We start from the raw sequence: 18,306 nt of genomic DNA, 5'->3' as shown, positions 1-18,306 counted from the left end.
ACCTTTAGATCCCGCCGCAGGCGCGAAATGACCTCGCCCTTCGTGATCGGGGTGGCCGGCGGCTCGGGCAGCGGCAAGACCACCGTGACCCGGCGGGTGATGGAAACGGTGGGCGCGCAGGGCGTGGCGGTGCTGGCGCAGGACAACTACTACCGCAGCCAGGACGAGATTCCCTTCGAGACGCGGCTAAAGACCAACTACGATCACCCGGCGGCCTTCGACTGGGAGCTGCTGCGCGCCCATCTGGACGCGCTGCTGGCCGGGGTGCCCATCGACATGCCCGAGTACGACTTCACGCAGCACACCCGCTCGGCACGCACCACCACCGTGTTGCCGGGCAGCGTGGTGGTGCTGGAGGGCTTCTTTGCCCTGTATGACGAGGAACTGCGGGCCAGGATGCATCTCAAGGTCTTCGTGGACGCCGACGCCGACGTGCGCTTTATCCGGCGGCTGCTGCGCGACACCGGCGAGCGCGGGCGCACCCCCGAGAGCGTGATCTCGCAGTACCTGGAATTCGTGCGCCCCATGCACCTGAGTTTCGTGGAGCCCACCAAGCGCTACGCCGACGTGATCATTCCCCACGGCGGCATGAACGAACCCGCGCTGGACATGCTGGCCGCGCGGATTCGCACGACGATCTGAACGAGCGGAGAGCTGAGGCGTCTAGCGCAACACCAGCTGGGCCTGCGCCTCTGCGCTTTCCTCCTGATGCGGCACGGGCGGTGGGGTGACCTGCAATCCGGCTTCCTCCCCAGCCCAGGCCATGAAGGCGTTCAGGCCGCGCCGGAACAGAATCGGGCGCTTCTCCTGCTTGCCCAGCTTGCGGACCTTGCCGTTCGGCCCCGGCTGCGGCGCAGGCAGTTCGGGCACCAGCGCCCAGTTGACGTTCATGGGCTGGAAGTTCTTCGGGTTGGCGCTGGCAAGGTAGCGCACCAGACCGCCCAGCATGGATTCAGCAGGGGGCGTGAGCGGCTCCAGCCCACGCGCCAGCCGCGCCGCGTTGGTGCCGGCCAGCCAGCCTGTCCCGGCACTTTCCAGATAGCCCTCGGTGCCGGCCAGCACGCCGGCCACCAGCTTTTGCGGATCGGCGCGCAGTTGCAGCGTGGAGTCCAGCACCTGCGGCGCGTTCAGGTAGGTGTTGCGGTGCATCACGCCGTAGCGCACGATCTCGGCGTCGTTCAGGCCGGGGATTAATTGCACCACTGCCTTCTGGTCGCCCCACTTCAGGCCCGTCTGAAAGCCCACCAGCGACCACAGGCGGCCCTCGCGGTCCTCCTGTCGCAACTGCGCCACCGCGTAAGGCCAGCGCCCGGTGCGCGGATCGTCTAGCCCTTTGGGGGACATCGGGCCGAAGCGCGGGGTGTCCACGCCCCGGCGCGCGATTTCCTCGATGGGCATGCAGCCCTCGAAAAATTCCAGCTTTTCCCAGTCGTGCGGCGTGTGACTGCGGGCCTGTTCCAGCGCGGCGAAGAAGGCCAGATACTCCTCTTTCGTGAACGGGCAGTTGATGTAGTCGGCGCTCTGGTCATAGCGCCCGGCCCGCCAGCACACGCTCATGTCGATGCTGGCGAAATCAATGACGGGGGCGGCGGCATCGTAGAAGCTCAGGCGCTCGCTGCCGGTCAGCCGCGCCACGTCGGCGGCCAGCGCGTCGCTGGTCAGCGGGCCGGAGGCGATTACGGCAATGCCTTCCGGCACGGCCTCCACCTCGCCCTCGATCACCTCGATCAGCGGGTGTTCACGTACGGCCTTCGTCACACGGGCGCTGAACTCGTCGCGCTCGACGGCCAGAGCGTTGCCGGCGGGCAACTTGGAGGCGTCCGCCGCCGTCACGATGCCGCCGCCCACGCTGCGCAGCTCGGCTTGCAGCAGGCCCTTGCTCTGGCGCTCGCCCTCGCCGCCCAGCGAGTTGCTGCACACCAGCTCGGCGAAGCCGCCAGAACGGTGCGCCGGGGTCATCTTGACGGGCCGCATCTCGTGCAGGCGCACGCGCACGCCCTGAGCGGCGGCGGCCAGCGCGGCCTCGGAACCGGCCAGGCCTGCGCCGATCACGGTAATGGAAGGAGGGGTGGAGGTGGTCATGCGGGCAGTTTAGGGGAGGCACGGCATGGCCCGCAGTGCGCGGGTGGGGATTTCTACCAAGCTGGAGACGCATAGCACCCCTCTCTCTTGCCTCAACCCTCCCTCAGAAATTTTACCTGCCTGTACTTCTCCCCTGCACCGTTAGCGAGAGCGGCGCTGCTCGCACCAACGCCCCAGCCAGCCGCAGCGAGCCCTCATCGGTCAGGTGATGGCCGTCCCGAAACAGCATCGTTTTGCCGATGGCCACCTGACACTCGGGCGTGCAGAACACCGGAGTGGGATCGAAGAACGCCGCACCGAGAGGCTGCAGGGCCACATTGGCCTCCAGCGATGCCTGGACGGGGCTGCTAAAGGGCTGACAGCGGGCACGGGGCGTGATCAAGGTATCCGGCGAGCGCAGGCAGTCGATGACTTCCGGGCCAGGCTCAATCACGTTGCCGATCACGGTCACCGGATGCCCACTACGCTCCAGGCGCTGCGTCACGTCCTTGAGACCCTGAAGCCCGACGCGCCGCAACTCCGGGGTGGTCAGGTAGTTCTTCCAGCGGGCCGCGATAATCACCGGGGCCGGGGGTAGGCCTTCCAAGAACTTGAGCGTCTCCATGTTGTGCGACGCGCATTCGCGCCTGGAGGTGCGTGAGCGGGCGTAAGGCAGTTCGGAAACACCCCACAATGGCACACAGGCCGAACTGTAGATGATCTTGACGTTTTGATCCGCCAGCGCCTCGGCCAAGCCTGGGGCCAGGTGCCGGGCGTGCGAATCGCCCCAGACGTAGACCGAGCCGGCCCGGTCCTGCGAGGTGGCGCAGGTGACCAGCGGCTGCGGATCCCTACCCTTGCAGAACCGGGACTGAGCTGCCGAAAGAGCGTCAGAGGTGGGGGGCACCACGCCGTTCACCCGCGCGCGGTTCGGCAGGCCGTCCGTGGTCAAAGCAACAGCACCCACGCCGATGACCAGGGCGTACAGCGCGGCCACCGGGTAGAGCCGGGCTGGACGGCGCGTGGAATCCTTGTGGTCCCGCCGGCCCAGTCGGAAGGGACGCTCAACCCAGCGGTAGAGCGCCAGCGCTGACGCTGCCGTGAGGCCCAGCAGCAGCGCCTGATCCGCCACCCCCAGGTCACGCTCGACGATGAAACGGTAGAACACGTAAACCGGCCAGTGCGTCAGATACAGGGAGTAGCTCAGCACCCCAAGGCTCACGGCGGCAGGGTGACTGAGCAGGCGGTGCACCACGCCCGCGCGGCTGCCGTGGATCAGCGAGGCGCTGAGCAGCGCCACCCACACCGCGTTCCAGCCAGGAAAGCTAGAGACGTCCGACAGTACGCAGGCCATCACCAGTAGGCCAATGAGCCCCAGCAGGCCGGTGATCTGTCCGAAACGGTGTTCCAGCGATAGAGGCAGCCACAGCAGCAGCGCGCCAAAGCCAAACTCAAACATCCGGTACGGCGTGAGGTAGAACGCTGCCTGTGGGATGCGCTCGGTGAACATCACGCAGAAGACCAGCGAAACCAGGCTGACGGCAGCGATGAGCCAAGGCGTGACTCGCTTGCCTAAAAAACGCAGGCACAGCAGCATGAAGGCAGGCCACACGAAGTAGAACTGCTCCTCAACGCTCAGGGACCACATGTGCAGCAGGGGCTTGGTGGCGGCGCTGGGATCGAAGTAGCCGGAGGCGAAATAAAGTTCCCGATTGGCCAGCGAGAATGCCGACATGACAGCCAGTTTGCCGTGGTTGGCCAGCATTTCTGGGGAGAACAGCGCCAGGGCCAGCAGGCTAGTCACAGCGATCAAGGCGATGGAGGCGGGAATTAGACGGCGAAAGCGGCGAACGTAGAACTGGACGAAGGAGAAGGTGCCGCCCTCAATCTGCTGGCGCAGGATGCCCGAGATCAAGAAGCCGGAAATGACGAAGAAGATGTCCACCCCAATAAAACCGCCCCTGAAAGGCGGAATCTCGAAGTGGTAGAAGATGACGGCCAGGACGGCCAGAGCGCGCAGCCCATCGAGCTCAGGACGGTAGGCAAGGGACCGGGAAGAGACCTCAGTCATGGGGAGCCAGGGGGGACCAGAGTTCGTTCATGTTCTCTCCGCTTTGAACACAGGGTATTCTGCATGTCACAGGTTTCAGGACCGTTAAACTATAAATTACTGCCGTCCTATCGCTCAATATTCCCATGCTGCCGGAGCCAGGACCGCAATCCGTCTTGGCCTCACTGGTTAGAATCCACGGCAGATGCGCCTGGCAATCATCGCGGATATCCACGGCAACCTGGACGCCCTGCGGGCCGTGCTGGCCGACGCGCAGGCCCAGGGAGCCGAGCAGATCGTGGTCAACGGCGACGTGGTCAACCGGGGGCCGGATTCGGTGGCCGCCCTAGAGACGCTGCTGGCACGGGACGACGTGAGCTTCACGCTGGGCAACCACGACGACCTGTTGCGGCTATGGGACGCCCGCAGCGCGGACCTGCCTGCGGACTGGTTCAGTGACCCCTTCTGGGGCGCCACCGACTGGAGCGCCACGCAACTGGACCGGGCCGGACTGCTGCACGTGCCGGCCGACTGGCCCATGACCCACACTCTGAAGCTTCCGGGGCTGCCGCCCGTGCTGATTGCGCACGGCTCGCCGCTGCACTACCGCGAGGGCGTCAGCGAGCGGACGCGGCCGGAGCGCGTGCAGGAACTGAGCGCTGGGCATGGCGTGCTGATCGGGTCACACATTCACCGTCCGGCCCAGGCGCAGGTCGGCGGCGTGCTGGTACTGAACACTGGGGCCGTGGGAGCGCCCGCCAACGGGGATCCACGCGCCCAGTACCTGCTGCTGACGGCCGCCCCCGTGGGCTGGCAGGTGGAATTCCGGGCCGTGCCGTATGACCGCGCGGGCGTGCTGGCCCGCTTCGACAGCAGCGGCCTGCTGGACACCGGCCTCAGCGCGCAGATCTTCAGGGAGGAGATCCTCACCTCGCGCAGTATGTACACGCCGTACTGGCAATGGACCGAGGACACAGGGACACCCCGTACGCCCCACACCTGGGAAGCCTTTTTGAGGCGACAGCTCACCCGGCATTGACCATCAAAAAACCCGCCCGATCAGGGGCGGGCAGGTCAGCGGTAAACGCTTTACTTGAAGGTGGGGGGAATCAGCACCGAGTCGATGGGATAGATGGCGCTGTTGCCCACCAGGATCGGAGTGACGTTCACGGTGGCGCCGGTGATGTTGCCGCCTTCAAGAACGCCGATCATCAGCACGCCGGCCTTGTCCTGCAGGTCCAGGCTGCTGCCTTCCAGGCTGCGCAGCTGGGTGCTCTTCAACTCGGCGTCGGTCACGTTGCCCGAGACGACGTGGAAGCTCAGCACCTGCTTGAGCAGCGCCTTGTCGGCCATCAGGCGGTCCAGCGTCGCCTTGGGCACCTTGGCGAAGGCGTCGTTGGTGGGCGCGAAGATGGTCACGTCGGCGGCCATCAGCGGGGTGGTCAGCTCGGCGGTCTGCAGCAGGCTCAGCAGGGTGCTGAACTGCGGCTCGGCGGCCAGGCGCTGTTCCAGGGTCATGGCCCCGGTGGCGGCGGCAGGAGTCGGCGAAACGGGGGCGGCGGGCGGCACGGCCACCGGGGCCGGGGCAGCGGGCGCAGCCGGGGCCGTCGCCGTCGCCGCAGCGGCGGGCGCAGCCTCACCCAGCGTCAGATCCGGGGGAATCAGAACGGCGTCGATGGGGTAGACGGCGCTGTTGCCCACGATGATGGGGGTGGTGTTCACGGTCGCGCCGGTGATGACGCCGTTGGTCGCCACACCAATCTGCAGCACGCCGGCCTCGTTCTTCAGGTCCAGGCTGCTGTTTTCCAGGCTACGCAGTTGGGTGCCCATCAGGTCGGCGTCGGTCACGCGGCCGGAGACGACGTGGAAGGACAGGACCTGCTTGAGCTTGGCGTCGTCGGCCATCAGCGCGTCCAGGGTGGCCTGGGGCACCTTGGCGAAGGCGTCGTTGGTGGGGGCGAAGATGGTCACGTCGGTGGCCATCAGGGCGTCGGCCAGTCCGGCCTTCTCGATCAGGCTCAGCAGGGTGCTGAACTGCGCCTCGCCCTTCAGGCGTGAGACCAGCGTTTCCGCGCCGGTTGCCGTGGTGGTGGTCGCCGTTGCCGCAGGAGCCGGAGCGGGTGCTGGGGCTGCAGGCGCCGTGGTTGCGGTGGCCGGGGCCGGAGTGGCCGGAGCAGCGGTGGCCGCAGGCGCGGCTGGGGCCGCCGTGGTGGCCGCACTGGTATCAGTCGTCGCCGCAGGCGCTTCCGTGGTGGTGGCTGGCGCTGCCGCAGCTGGAGCCTCTTCCGGGGTGGGCGGGGCAGGCAGCTTCAGGGTGGGGGGCAGCAGCACCTTATCGATCAGGTAGATGACGCCATTGTCGGCGGTGTCCACGGTACCCGTCACCTTGGCGTCGCCGACCATCTGGGTGTCGCCGTCCTTCTTGACGTTCAGGCTGCTGCCTTCCAGGCTGCTGATCTGCGTGACCCCGGCCACCTGCTCGGCCGTCATCTTGCCGGTCACGACGTGGTACAGCAGCACCTGCTGCAGGGTGTCGGGATCGCTGGCGATCAGCGCCAGGGTCTCAGGATCAACGGCCGCGAACGCCTCGTTGCTGGGCGCGAAGATGGTGTACTCGTTGTCCATCAGGATGTCGGTGAGGCCCGCATCGCTCAGCAGATCGCGCAGGGTGCTGAAGCGGTCGTCGGCCACGATCACGTCGTACAGCGAGTTGGTGTTCATCTCGGCGCTGTCGGCGGCGTCCGCGGCGGCCTCGGTGATGACCGTGTCCACGGTTTCCGTCGCAGTCGTAGCTGTGTCAGTGGTCGTCGCGTCCGTGGTTGCGGTATCCGTGGCCGCCGTATCAGTGGCCGCCGTATCAGTGGTGGTATCCGTGGTCGCGGCGGTGTCGGTGGCCGTGGTGGTATCCGTCGTTGTCGTGGTCTCGGTGGTCGCGGCCGCAGCGTCGGCGTTGATGGTCGCGCCGCTCAGGGGCAGGGCCGGAATGTCGGCGACGCTGACGGCAGGCGGGGCGGCGGGCATTTCCGGCGCGGCCTGGGCCACCGGCTCCTCGGCAGCAGGGGCTTCTGCAACTGGGGTTTCAGCGGCAGGGGCCTCAGCCACAGGGGTTTCGGCTGCCGGTGCCTCTGCAACTGGGGCTTCAGCGACAGGCGCTTCTGCGACGGCCGGAGCTGGCATCAGCACGGTGTCGATCACGTGGACGATACCGTTGCAGGCCACCACATCGGCCTTGGTGACCGTGGCGTTGTCGATCATGACCTTGCCGTCACTGACCGTCACCAGGAAGCTTGAGCCCTCGGCCGTCTTGCCCGACGTCATGCCGGTGACCTGCTTGGCGGTGACCTTGCCGGGAACGACGTGGTACAGCAGAATGCTCTTGAGCATGTCCTGGTCGTTCAGGACCGCGGCCAGGGTGTCGCTGGGCAGCTTGGCGAAGGCAGCGTTGGTCGGCGCGAACACCGTGTAGCTGCCGCCCTGAAGCGTCTCGGTCAGTCCGGCCGCTTCCACCGCCGTCGCCAGCGTGCTGAAATTGGGATCGCTGGCCACGATCTGCGCGATGGACATGCAGGCGGGAGCGGGCTTGGCCACCGGCGCACCGGCGCCGCCAGCCAGGGCGGGGGTCGCCAGGAGTAAGCCAAGCGTAACGAGACTGGTCTGCTTCTTCATGAATTCACCTCTGAACAGAAATGGGTTGCTGATGGTCCGGCACTCAATCTTCACCACCCCAGATGAAATTGCAACCTGCGTAAGGATTGAGACAGGTCACGTAAACGAAATGGGCAGCCTGTTTGACCCAGTCCTCATATCTTGCTCATCCTGGATCGGTGCGAGACGAGGCTGGTCTTGAAAAAGAGTTGCCGGAGCGCCGGGTCAGCCGAAGTACTCGGGCAAGTCAGCTTCCGTCACCAGCACGTCGCGCGGTTTGCTGCCCTGGTGCTTGCTGACGATGCCCATGGCTTCGAGCAGGTCCATCAGTTTGCCGGCGCGGGCATGACCCACACTCAGGCGGCGCTGCAATTTGGACACGCTGCCCTGGCCCTCCTCAATGCAGATCTGCGCGGCCTGCCGCAGCAGCGGGTCACTGAAATCCATGCCGCTGCGGTCGCCGGGGCCGCTGGCCATCACCTCGCCCTCGAAATCCGCGCCGTAGGCCTCGACGAAGTCGTCCTCGAAGACCATGCGGCGCAGCTCGTCGCTGATGCGGGCGGATTCGGCCTCGGAGATGTACGGCCCCTGCAGGCGCACCGGTTTGACCTGCCCCGGCTGGTAGAACAGCATGTCGCCCATGCCGGTCAGGCGCTCGGCCCCCATGGCGTCCAGAATGGTGCGCGAGTCGTGGCTGCTGCTGACCGCGAAGGCGATGCGGGCCGGGACGTTGACCTTGATCAGGCTGGTCAGGATGTCCACGCTGGGGCGCTGCGTCGCCAGGATCAGGTGCATGCCGGTGGCGCGGGCCATCTGGGCCAGCCGCATAATCGCGGACTCGACTTCCTTGGGGCTGGTGATCATCAGGTCGGCCAGCTCGTCGATGATGATCACCAGATGCGGCAGCTCGGTCTCGCCGGTCTGGCGCATCTTGGCATTGAACTGCTCCAGATTCTTGGCGCCCACCGCGCTCATCATCTTGTAGCGCCGTTCCATGTGGGCCACCGCGCCCAGCAGCACGCCCGCCGCGTCCACCGGGTTGGTCACCACGCTGCGAACCAGATGGGGAATGCCGTCGTAGGGCGTGAGTTCCACCATCTTGGGATCGATCATCAGGAAGCGCAGCTCGCCCGGCAGGTACTTGAACAGCAGCGAGGTGATCAGCGTGTTGACGCACACCGACTTGCCCGAGCCGGTGCTGCCCGCCACCAGCAGGTGCGGCATCTTGGCGAGGTCGCCCACCATCAGCTCGCCGTCGATGCTCTTGCCCAGGATGACCGGCAGCTTGGCGCGGGTATTGCGGAAGCCGGGGGACGCGGCGGCCTGGTGAAAGGTCACCGGTTCGCGCTCGGCATTGGGCACTTCCAGGCCGATCACGCTCTTGCCCGGCACCGGAGCCTCCACACGCACGCCACCCACCGCCAGGGCGCGGGCCAGATCGTTGGACAGGCTGGCAATCCGGCTGATCTTCTCGCCGGGCGCCGGCTCGATCTCGTAGCGCGTCACCGTGGGGCCGCGCGCGTAGTCCACCACCTTGGCCTGAAGGTTGAAGTGCCGCAGCGTCTCGTCGATCAGCCCCGCCCGCTGCCGCGCCGAGACTTCCAGCGCCGCCGTGTTGTGCGCCGCCGCCGGGATGGGATCAAGCAGGCGGTCATCGGGCAGGGCCAGCGCGATGGCACCGACGGGGTTGGTGGGGCGCTTCTCCGCCCTGGGCTGAGCTGGAGCGGCGCTTTCCCACGGCGGCGTGCCGGGTCTGGGCGCACCGGCGCGCACGCCGCCTGTGCCCAGCAGCGGTTCGCCCTTGCCGCCGGGCATGGCTTCCAGCGTCGGGCCTCCTTGAGAGGACGCAGGTCCGAACGGCAGGTCATCGTCGTCCCAGTCGGCGAAGGGATCGACGGCGCCGCTGTGGTCTGACCGTGGGGCGGCTACTGGGGCCGCACTGGGCGGCGCGCCCCACTCCCCCCGGTCCACCGACGCGGTGAGGGTCATGGGCGCCCTGCCTGGGTCAGGATCGTAGGCGGCAGGGGCCGACGCTTCGCTGGCAGAGCCCTTGTCGGCAAGGCCATCATTCACGAAGTCGAAGTCCAGGGCCGGCGGCACGGCGGGGGCCGCGGTTTCCTGGGGGGCCGCGCCGGTGATGGCCTCGGCGCGGCGCAGGGCTTCTTCCTGGGCCTGCGCCAGCCGGGCGCGCCAGCGGTCCTGCTCGCGCAGGGTGGCGTCCGTGTCCTCGGCCAGCGCCGCGGCCAGCTCGGTGGCCACCTCGGTGGGGGCGCGGTCGAAGGCCGACACCAGGTCGGGCCAGCCGGGGTAGACGTCGGCGCGCGCACGCCAGGCCGTGAAATCGCGGCTGAGTTCCTGCCACGCCACCTGCCGTTCGCGGTGGGCGGGCCACTCGCGGGCCAGCGCGGCGCTGTCGGGCTTGACCAGCGCCTTCTCGGCGGCCAGCCGCTCGCGCTCCAGCTTGCCGGCCCGCCCGGACAGGCGCTGGATCTCGGAGACCATGCCCCGGCGCAGGCGTTCGAGCGCGTCACACGCCTGGGTGCTGGGCAGCGCCACGCTCAGTTCGTGGCGGCCCTGGCGGATCTCGGCGGCGCGGGCCTCGGCGTCGGCCCCGGCGTCGGGGGCCTCGCGCGCCACCAGCTCGCGCAGGTCGCGGGCCGCGTGACCGACGAACAGGCGCGTGCTCTCCTGCCAGTGCTTCAGGTCCCGCTCCAGCCCCTTGAGGCCCGCCTCGTCGTGGCGGCGCACCTCGCGCCCGGCCGTCTTGAGTTCGGCCTGCTGGGTCTTGAGCTCCTGTGCCTCGGGATACAGGCGGCGCAGCGTGTCCAGCTCGCGTCCGTGGGCCATCAGTCCGGCGCGAACGCCGCCGCGGGCACGGGCCGACTCGATGCCGTCCTGACGGGCCTCGATGGCCCCCTGGACTCCGGCCGACGCGCCGCCCAGCCACACGCTCAGCTGCCGGAAGACCGCCTTGAGCATGCTCAGCGGGGCCAGGCGCAGCATCAGCTCCAGGCCCAGTGTCAGCGTGACCAGCGGCAGCAGCGCCGCGGCGTAGCTGAGGGTGGAGGTCAGCGGGCGCATGACCGTCTCGGCCCCCTGACCCGCCGCGCCTGGCTGGAAGACCTCGTGCAGGGCCAGCAGCGAGACCACCACGATCACGCCGCCCAGCACCCGGCGGGTCAGGTTGCGCAGGTCGCGGCCCAGGAACACCAGGGTGCCGTAGGCCACGGGAATGATCGGCAGCAGGTACGCACCCCAGCCCAGGCCGCCCAGCAGCAGCGAGCGCGCCCCGCCCATGAACCCGGCCGTGCCGCCGGTGCCGGGCGTGACCGTGCCTCCCGCCCCCACCCCGGCCTCGGCGGGCAGCAGCAGCGTGACCGCCAGAAAAATGCCCACCGCGAACAGCACCAGGCCCAGCGCCTCGCCGTCGAAGCGGCTGACCGGGGGAGAAATTTTGGCGCGGGCCTTTGACATCCACGGCAGTGTAACGCAAAGCGCGCCGGGTCATTTGGAAATTGAGGCGTCCTGTACGGCATTTGAGATCGGAACTTGGGCGCTGCGGGCCGTCGGCGTGTGGCCGGGACCGCCCGGTGAGCGGGAGGCAGCCCACTCACCGGGCGCAGACCCCACATAATGCGGGCGTGTCCCTGATTCTGCCTGCCGCTTTGGCCGACGCGCTGTGGGCACACGCAGCCCGTGAGGCCCCGCGCGAGTGCGTGGGAGCGCTGGGCGGCACCGGCCACACGGCAGAAGACGGCGGCGACGGGCCGGCCCGCGCCCAGGCGCTGTACCCGCTGCCCAACATCTCCCCCAGTCCCGAGCGCGAGTATCTGGCGGACCCGGTGCAGCTGCTGCGGGCGCTCAAGGCCATGCGGGAGGGCGGCTTGGCGCTGGTGGCGCTGTACCACAGCCACCCGCGCGGCCCGGCACAGCCCAGCGTCACCGACGTGCGGCTGGCGGCCTACCCGGTGCCGTACGTGATCGCCGATCTGGAGAGCCGCTTGCTGCGCGCCTACCGGCTGCCGCAGGGCACGGCGGTGGAGTTGCGGGTGGAGGACTGACCCGGCAGGCGTGCCCAGACTGCGCCGTGGAGGGGCCGAAGCGCAGCGCCCTGAGAGGCGGCACACTCGGAAGAGCCGCACCCGGAGAAATCGTCCCGGCCCACCGAAAGAGGCCCAGGGTCAACTGTGAGTCATTGGCTTATGCCGGTGCGGCGCAGTCCTACACTCGCGCCATGAAAACCATTCTGTTCGTCGCCGGAGCGCTGCTGCTGGGTCAGGCCAGCGCCGCCAGCTATGTCAGCAACGACGCGGCCTCCAAGACCGCCACGATCACGGTCAACGCCGGGGAAGGCACCGACAACGGCGGCCTGAACTTCAACGGGGCCGACCACGGCAAGAAGGGCTTCGTCATTCCTGCCGGCTGGACCGTCAAGATGGTCTTCAAGAATATGGGCAACATGCCGCACAGCGCCATCGTCACCAAGGGCAGGACCCCGCCCAACACGGTCACGGCCAAGGACGCGGCCTTCCCCAAGGCCTACACGGCCAAGCTCGTCGAGGGTGTGGCGGGCGGCAGCAAGGCCCAGACCGTGGTGTTCAAGGTGGGCCAGGCCGGAACCTACAATCTGGTGTGCGGCGTGCCGGGACACAACCTGGGCGGCCAATGGGTGGGCTTCGTGGTGTCCAGCACCGCCAAAACGGCCAGCTTCAAGTAATACGGATTCCGTTTGTTTCGTGTAGGAACCGGGAGAGCGCCGGTTCCCACACTCCACGTCCGGAACCCGTTTTTCTCTTTCTCGCTCCGCTCGGATTTCCAGGTGTTTCCAACACCTTTCAATCGGAGTCCGTATAAGCCCCCTTCCGGGGCGGGCGGCCTTCTGCGGGCCCAAGCCTAGGCCGGATCGCGGAACGTAATCCTGCCACCGCCGCACATGCGGCATTGCCCAGCCCCGTTCATCATTTTCCCCTATGTTGAGGGCGTGACTGGGGAACAGGGCGTGGGAAGCACAACGGCTGGAGGGGGGCGCATCCTGATCTACGGTCTGGGGCGCAGTGGGCGCGGCGCGGCGCGGTTTCTGGCCGCCGAGGGCTGGGCGGCCCAGTGGCACGATGCCCGGCCCTCGGCCGAGGATCTGGCGCTAATGGAAGATCTGCACTTCGGGCGCGGTGACGTGAATGACCTGTACCGGACCGTGGTGGCCGCGCCCGGCGTGCCCATCGATCATCCGGACCTGCAACGCCTGCGCGGACGCGGCGCAGAAGTGATCGGCGAGGTGACGCTGGCCGCCCGCCTGCGCCCGGCGCTGCCCATTGTGGGCGTAACCGGCACGGCGGGCAAGGGCGGGACCACGGTGCTGATCGCCTCGCTGCTGCGGGCCTGCGGCGTGAACGCGCGCGAGGGCGGCAACATCGACCCGCCGCTGCTGGACGTGGTGGACGCGGCGGAGGTGGCGGTGGCCGAACTGTCCAGCTTTCAACTGGAACGGGTGCCGGGCCTGCGCCTGCCGGTGGCCGTGATCACCAACCTGGGCGTGGACCATCTCGACCGCCACCGCACGGTGGACGCCTACCACGCCGCCAAGCTGAACATCACGGCGGGGCAGCAGGAAGGCGACGTTCTGATCGTGCCCGAGGGCCTGACCGTCCGCACGCGGGCGGAGGTGCGGACCTTCTCCCCGGCGCGGCTGGTGCTGGGCAGCGGCGAGAGCGTCCTGCCCACCGCCGAGCTGCCCGCATCCATCCATCCGGCCAACGCCGCCGCCGCGCTGCTGGCCGCCGAGGCAACGCTGCTGCGGCTGGGCCGTCCGGTCCCGGTGGACGTGCTGGCCGCCGCCCTGCGGGCCGCCCAGCCGCAGCGGGGCCGCTTCGAGACGGTGGCCCGGCTGGGCGGCGTGGGCTTTATCGACGACAGCATCGCCACCCGCACCATTGCGGTGCAGGCCGCGCTGGAACGCGCCGCGCCGCCGATTGCCTGGCTGGTGGGCGGGCGCGACAAGGGCGCGGACCTCGCCCCGCTGCGCGAAGCCGCGCGGGGCCGGGTCAAGACGGTGATCGCGTTCGGCGAGGACGGCGAGACGCTGGCCCGTGGGCTGGGCCTGCCCTTCGTGACGGTGCCCGGCGCGGACGGCGACGAGACCATGCGGGCCGCCGTGCGGGCGGGTCTGGACGCACTGAACGGCAGCGGCACCGTGCTGCTGGCCCCGGTGGGCACCAGCTTCGATCAGTTCCGCGACTATGCCCAGCGCGGCGACAGTTTCCGGCGCGCGGCGCGGGCGCTGACGGACGCAGAGGCCCGCGCGTGAGCATCCAGCTGATCATCGCGCAGGTGCTGCTGATGGTGCTGGGCCTGCTGGGGGTGGCCGCCGCACGCCCGGACCTGATCGTGGAACACGCCTGGAAAACGGCGCTGGCGCTGGGCATCACCTTTCTGGTGGCCCGGCTGCGGCCCAAGAGCTTTTTAAAGCTGGGGCCGCCGTTCTGGGCGCTGACGCTGGTGCTGCTGATCCTGGTGCTGTTTGTGGGGGTGGGCACCGAGGAGAGCAGCGCCACCAAACGCTGGCTGGACCTGGGCGGCCCCCTGCGGTTCCAGCCGTCCGAACTGGCCAAGCTGGGACTGGTGATGATGCTGGCCTCGTTCTTCTCGCGCCGGGGCGTGCAGAACAAGCTGGTCAGCGCCACCCTGATGATTCTGATCACCACCGGGCTGGTCTTCGCCGAGCCGGACCTGGGCAGCAGCGTCTTGATGTTCGGGCTGGGCATCATCTTGATGTACGCCGCCGGGGTGCGCATCAGCAACATCACCGGCTTTCTGTTCGCGCTGGGGCTGGCGGCGCTGCCGCTGTTCTCGCGGTATCTGGAGCAGCATCCCTACATCCTGGCGCGCTGGCAGGGCCACCAGGCGCGGGACGAGGAGCGGGCGGTGGGCCTGGACCAGATCGGCTTCGCTCACCGCGACCTGACCTGGGGCGGCTGGTGGGGTCAGGGACCGGACGGGCGGCGCTACGAGTATTTCGCCGCCCACACCGACATGGTGGTGGCCTCGGTGGGCTTTACCACCGGGCTGCTGGGCGTGGTCACGCTGCTGTTCTGCTACTGGCTGATCGTGTCGGTGGCGCTGCAGACCTCGCAACTGGCCGCGCGCATCCGGCCCATGACGCCGGAAATCCACGGGGCCAGCATTCTGGCGACCGGCACGATGTTCATGATCGTGGGTCAGGCGCTGGTGAACCTGGCCGTCGCCGCCGGGATCTTTCCGGTCACGGGGGTGCCGCTGCCGCTGGTCAGCTTCGGCTTTTCCAGCATGCTCACCATGAGCGTGGCGCTGGGCATCATCCACTCGGCCCTGCGCGAGGTCAGGCGCAACCTGCCCGAAACGGACGCCCGGCCCGCCGAGGGGACGGCAGACCGGCGCGAGGAGCTGGAATTGAGTGCCGAATAGCGCCGGCAGACCAGGGAGACGTCAGACGGAAATTGCTGACGCCTCTGCCACTGCGGGAACACCTGTTTCGGGTGTGGCGCACGGTCCCCACAGCGCAGACCCGCAGGGCAGCCCGCCGGCCAGCGTGAGGGCGCGGTCGGTGACGAAGGTCTGCACCTGCAGGCGCGCCGCCCGCGAGCGGGCCGCCTGGGCCAGCGCCGGGCGGTCGGCGTAGTCCAGCGCGCAGACGTTCAGGCCCAGGGCGCGCAGTTCGCCGAGCCAGTGGGCGGTGTAGGCCAGCCCCTGCGCGTCCAGCGCGGCGTAGGCCGGGGTGTGGGTGGTGGAAAAGCCCTCGAACAGCACCCCGTCCACCAGCCGCGCCAGCCCCGGCAGCAACCCGAAGCCCCGGTTTGACAGCAGGGTCACGTGCGGAAAGGCAGCCCGCAGCGTCTGCACCAGCGCCAGCGTGCCCTCCGGGTCCGCGCTGTCCAGGGTATCGAGAATCAGCCCATCGGCGTGCTGAAGTTCCGCGCTGGCGCGGCGCAGCAGCTCGGCCCACCACGCCGGGTTGCGGACATCCACGGTCACGCTGCCCCACTGCGGGTTGACCGCCAGATGGTAGGCCGCGCAGCCGGGGGTGCAGGCGTACTCCCCGTGTGGGTGGTCCTCGCCCACGCTCAGGTATCCCAGCACCCGTGTCCCGCCGCCCCGCAAGGCGGCAAGCTGGGCCGGGGTGTACAGGCTGGTCTGCACGATGACTGTGCGGAAGCCCGCCAGCGTCTTCAGGGCCTGCGGGGTGGGCGGGCCGTAAAAGACGCTCAGGGGCAGGTGAGGCGAGAGCGGTGGAATCACCGTGAGCAAACCCGCACCGGCCCTACCTGGGGGTGACCGCGACGTTGACGGTGCCGTTCACCGTGCTGGACAGCGCCCGGTACGCGCCGTAGGGGGTGCCCGAGTTCGCGCCGGTCAGGGTGGCGGGCACGCTGCCGCCGCGGCTGCTGATCGCCACCACGTTGGTCGTGCGGTCCCACACGGCCCCCAGCGTCCCGGCGGCCTTGGCCTTTTCTTCCAGGGTGTGGCTCTTCAGGTAGTCGCCCAGCTGATCCCAGTGGTAGGTGTTCAGCGGCAGGGTGCTGTACCGGCTGTATTTGGTCAGCGCCGCCCGCACCCAGTCGCTGGCCACGCTCTTGCCCAGGGCGTACTGGTTCAGGTTGGTCTGGTGCAGGTAGTGGGGGAAGGCGCCGCCGCCCAGCATGTGGTTCAGGGCCAGGTCGCTTTCCTTGTCCAGGAACTCGGTGTAGCTCAGGGCATGGTCCCAGTAGGGCCGGGTGCCGCCGGGAGCGTAGATGCTGTTGTAGGACTTCAGTACTTCGGCGGGGTTGGTGACGTGGTAGTGCATGTTGATCGGCCAGCGTGGCACCAGGAACAGGTTCGGATTCAGCGGATGCTGCACGCCGCAGGTGACGCAGGAGGCGTCCCACTGACTGGCGACGCTGTGATCGGCCCCCAGGTAACGCACCCCGGCGCTGTCGGCGGCCGCGAGCATGTTGGGATTGCTGCGCGTCAGTCCCAGGTCCTGCTTGGGCAGGTTCACGTCGTCGTCGTTGTGGGTGCCGTCGTCGCTGGGGTCCATATTGCCCAGGCCGCTGTGCTCGCCGGTGACCAGACTCTTGCGGTTGACCGGCAGGCCCAGCTTGCTGCCGATGGTGAAGTTGCCGGCGATCTGCTCGCTGGCCGTCTTGTAGTCGATCACGTCCAGCCGCAGGTGGTCTTTGGTGTGGTTGACCCAGTCGAAATCATTTTTCAGGCATTTGCTGATGCTGGTCAGCTGATCCGAGCCGAGCCAGTAGAACAGGCAGGACCCGAGGGACGACGTTTTGGCCCCGCCACCGTTGAAGACCAGGGCATACCTGAACTGGCTGGCCACCTTGAAATCCTTGCGGAGGTCGTTCTGCTGGTAATCCACCGAGATCAGGTCGCCCGCGCTCACGCGGAAGGGCTTGGCGTACAACTGTCCGGTGGCCGAGTTCAGGTGATCGCCCGCCGAGAAGAAGTCGTCGATGTCGACCTGCAGGAAGCGGCGGTGCTCCCCCAGATGCACGCCTTTGGTCAGCCACTGCACCAGACCGTAGCCCAGCAGCTGGGTGTGCAGCAGGGCCGCGTTCTGGGAGGTGGTGATCAGCAGGCGTTCACGCCCGTCGGCAGCGGTGCTGGTGGCGGCCAGCACCCGGCCCTGCGGATCGGTCAGTAGCGGCGTGGTGGTCACACCAGTAACGGGTTCCAGCGCGGACGGATAGCTGTAGGCGTACTGAATCGGCAGCGCCGTACCCGTCAGGTCCGTGAAAATCCCTTTTCCTGCGGCGTTGGGCGTCATGGAAGTGGTGGAGGTCTCCGCCCCCGGCACGGCCCGAAGACCGTAGTCTTCCGGCGCGACACCGGGGTAGCCGTACAGGGCCAGTTGCCGCACCTTGTAGGCCGCCTCGTACGCGAACAGGGTCTCCCACTCACTGCTGTCCAGGGCACTGATGTACACGCCGGAAGTGGGCTGCGTCAACAACGCGTTGCTGGTCAGGATCACGCCCTGGTATTTCCCGGTGCCGTCGGCGTTGATCAGCCGGGACTGGTCCAGGGTCTGCCCGCTGGCGTCCAGCACGTCATAGGGCACGCCGCTCTGCTGCAACATGGCCCTGGCGCTGTCGAGGCCGAAATCGCCCTCACCACTGCTCAGAACCAGCACCCGGAGTTCGACTTTGTCAGTCTGGGCGTTGGCTGGCAAGGCCTGGGCGCTCAAGCGGGTGCCCCGGGGAATGGTGGCCGCCCCCAGCCGGGCGTCTCTCGGCAGATCACGGAAGGTGGGAGCGGGGTCCGGCGCATGCACATGGCCTGACACGACGGGCACATTGTCGAACGCGGGTTCCACCGTGTCTGGTCCGACGGCCACAGGCCGGGTGCCGAGGTCCTCGGCGGAACCGGGCACCGGGTTTGCGCCATTGACCGTGCCGGGGGCCTGCGGACCAGCGCAGGCGGCCAGCAGCAGGGTCAGGGACAGGGCGGACAGCAGGGTTTGTGGCTTCATAGCAGGACTCCTCAACAGTGTGATGCGGTCTCAAAAGGTGGATGCGGAGAAAACA

General features: G+C 68.2%; 12 protein-coding genes. 6 read left to right on the top strand and 6 right to left on the bottom strand.

Annotated features, from left to right (window positions below):
* The first annotated feature begins 27 nt into the window (after positions 1 to 27).
* Positions 28 to 642 (top strand): uridine kinase, encoded by a 615-nt coding sequence (gene udk, locus FHR04_RS03715; protein ID WP_039685329.1) that lies wholly within the window; start codon positions 28 to 30, stop codon positions 640 to 642.
* Between the two features lie 21 nt (positions 643 to 663).
* On the opposite strand, the gene trmFO is transcribed toward udk, so the two are convergent.
* Positions 664 to 2,082 (bottom strand): methylenetetrahydrofolate--tRNA-(uracil(54)-C(5))-methyltransferase (FADH(2)-oxidizing) TrmFO, encoded by a 1,419-nt coding sequence (gene trmFO, locus FHR04_RS03710; RefSeq protein ID WP_139400912.1) that lies wholly within the window; start codon positions 2,080 to 2,082, stop codon positions 664 to 666.
* Positions 2,083 to 2,194: 112 nt separating this feature from the next.
* On the bottom strand, positions 2,195 to 4,132 hold the full coding sequence (locus FHR04_RS03705) for an acyltransferase family protein (protein ID WP_139400910.1): 1,938 nt from the start codon (positions 4,130 to 4,132) through the stop codon (positions 2,195 to 2,197).
* A 184-nt stretch (positions 4,133 to 4,316) separates the two neighbouring features.
* Between FHR04_RS03705 and FHR04_RS03700 the strand changes: the two genes are divergently transcribed.
* A complete protein-coding gene (locus FHR04_RS03700) occupies positions 4,317 to 5,150 on the top strand; it encodes a metallophosphoesterase family protein (protein ID WP_139400908.1) in 834 nt (277 codons plus the stop codon).
* A gap of 50 nt (positions 5,151 to 5,200) precedes the next feature.
* Here the strand turns inward: FHR04_RS03700 and FHR04_RS03695 are convergent, their stop codons facing one another.
* Entirely contained in the window at positions 5,201 to 7,777 is a 2,577-nt protein-coding gene (locus FHR04_RS03695; RefSeq protein WP_139400907.1) for a fasciclin domain-containing protein, read from the bottom strand.
* Between the two features lie 204 nt (positions 7,778 to 7,981).
* Positions 7,982 to 11,230 carry a DNA translocase FtsK gene (locus FHR04_RS03690; RefSeq protein WP_139400905.1) on the bottom strand — a complete coding sequence of 1,083 codons (3,249 nt, stop codon included), beginning with the start codon at positions 11,228 to 11,230 and terminating at the stop codon, positions 7,982 to 7,984.
* A 167-nt stretch (positions 11,231 to 11,397) separates the two neighbouring features.
* Between FHR04_RS03690 and FHR04_RS03685 the strand changes: the two genes are divergently transcribed.
* The 4 genes from FHR04_RS03685 (at position 11,398) to FHR04_RS03670 (ending at position 15,196) form a co-directional block, all read left to right on the top strand.
* Complete coding sequence (locus FHR04_RS03685; protein WP_139400903.1) at positions 11,398 to 11,817, top strand: M67 family metallopeptidase; 420 nt, start codon at positions 11,398 to 11,400, stop codon at positions 11,815 to 11,817.
* A gap of 173 nt (positions 11,818 to 11,990) precedes the next feature.
* Complete coding sequence (locus tag FHR04_RS03680) at positions 11,991 to 12,473, top strand: sulfocyanin-like copper-binding protein (protein ID WP_139400901.1); 483 nt, start codon at positions 11,991 to 11,993, stop codon at positions 12,471 to 12,473.
* Between the two features lie 264 nt (positions 12,474 to 12,737).
* The gene (murD, locus tag FHR04_RS03675) at positions 12,738 to 14,060 is read left to right on the top strand and encodes a UDP-N-acetylmuramoyl-L-alanine--D-glutamate ligase (protein ID WP_249038957.1); all 1,323 of its coding nucleotides are present in this window, start codon (positions 12,738 to 12,740) and stop codon (positions 14,058 to 14,060) included.
* Complete coding sequence (locus tag FHR04_RS03670) at positions 14,057 to 15,196, top strand: FtsW/RodA/SpoVE family cell cycle protein (protein ID WP_052195510.1); 1,140 nt, start codon at positions 14,057 to 14,059, stop codon at positions 15,194 to 15,196. Before murD ends, FHR04_RS03670 begins: the two co-directional genes overlap by 4 nt.
* Positions 15,197 to 15,217: 21 nt before the next feature.
* On the opposite strand, the gene FHR04_RS03665 is transcribed toward FHR04_RS03670, so the two are convergent.
* Positions 15,218 to 16,027 carry an endo alpha-1,4 polygalactosaminidase gene (locus tag FHR04_RS03665; RefSeq protein WP_139401056.1) on the bottom strand — a complete coding sequence of 270 codons (810 nt, stop codon included), beginning with the start codon at positions 16,025 to 16,027 and terminating at the stop codon, positions 15,218 to 15,220.
* A 22-nt stretch (positions 16,028 to 16,049) separates the two neighbouring features.
* Complete coding sequence (locus FHR04_RS03660; protein ID WP_139400896.1) at positions 16,050 to 18,251, bottom strand: Agd3-related carbohydrate-binding protein; 2,202 nt, start codon at positions 18,249 to 18,251, stop codon at positions 16,050 to 16,052.
* Between the last annotated feature and the right edge of the window lie 55 nt (positions 18,252 to 18,306).

It is taken from the genome of Deinococcus radiopugnans ATCC 19172, from assembly GCF_006335125.1.
Taxonomy (GTDB): Bacteria; Deinococcota; Deinococci; order Deinococcales; family Deinococcaceae; genus Deinococcus; species Deinococcus radiopugnans.
This window is presented reverse-complemented; position numbering and strand designations above follow the sequence as displayed.

Coding starts and splice junctions, on each gene's coding strand:
- udk (WP_039685329.1), top strand. CDS start 28: ATGACCTCGCCCTTCGTGATCGGGGTGGCCGGCGGCTCGGGCAGCGGC.
- trmFO (WP_139400912.1), bottom strand. CDS start 2,082: ATGACCACCTCCACCCCTCCTTCCATTACCGTGATCGGCGCAGGCCTG.
- FHR04_RS03705 (WP_139400910.1), bottom strand. CDS start 4,132: ATGACTGAGGTCTCTTCCCGGTCCCTTGCCTACCGTCCTGAGCTCGAT.
- FHR04_RS03700 (WP_139400908.1), top strand. CDS start 4,317: ATGCGCCTGGCAATCATCGCGGATATCCACGGCAACCTGGACGCCCTG.
- FHR04_RS03695 (WP_139400907.1), bottom strand. CDS start 7,777: ATGAAGAAGCAGACCAGTCTCGTTACGCTTGGCTTACTCCTGGCGACC.
- FHR04_RS03690 (WP_139400905.1), bottom strand. CDS start 11,230: ATGTCAAAGGCCCGCGCCAAAATTTCTCCCCCGGTCAGCCGCTTCGAC.
- FHR04_RS03680 (WP_139400901.1), top strand. CDS start 11,991: ATGAAAACCATTCTGTTCGTCGCCGGAGCGCTGCTGCTGGGTCAGGCC.
- FHR04_RS03660 (WP_139400896.1), bottom strand. CDS start 18,251: ATGAAGCCACAAACCCTGCTGTCCGCCCTGTCCCTGACCCTGCTGCTG.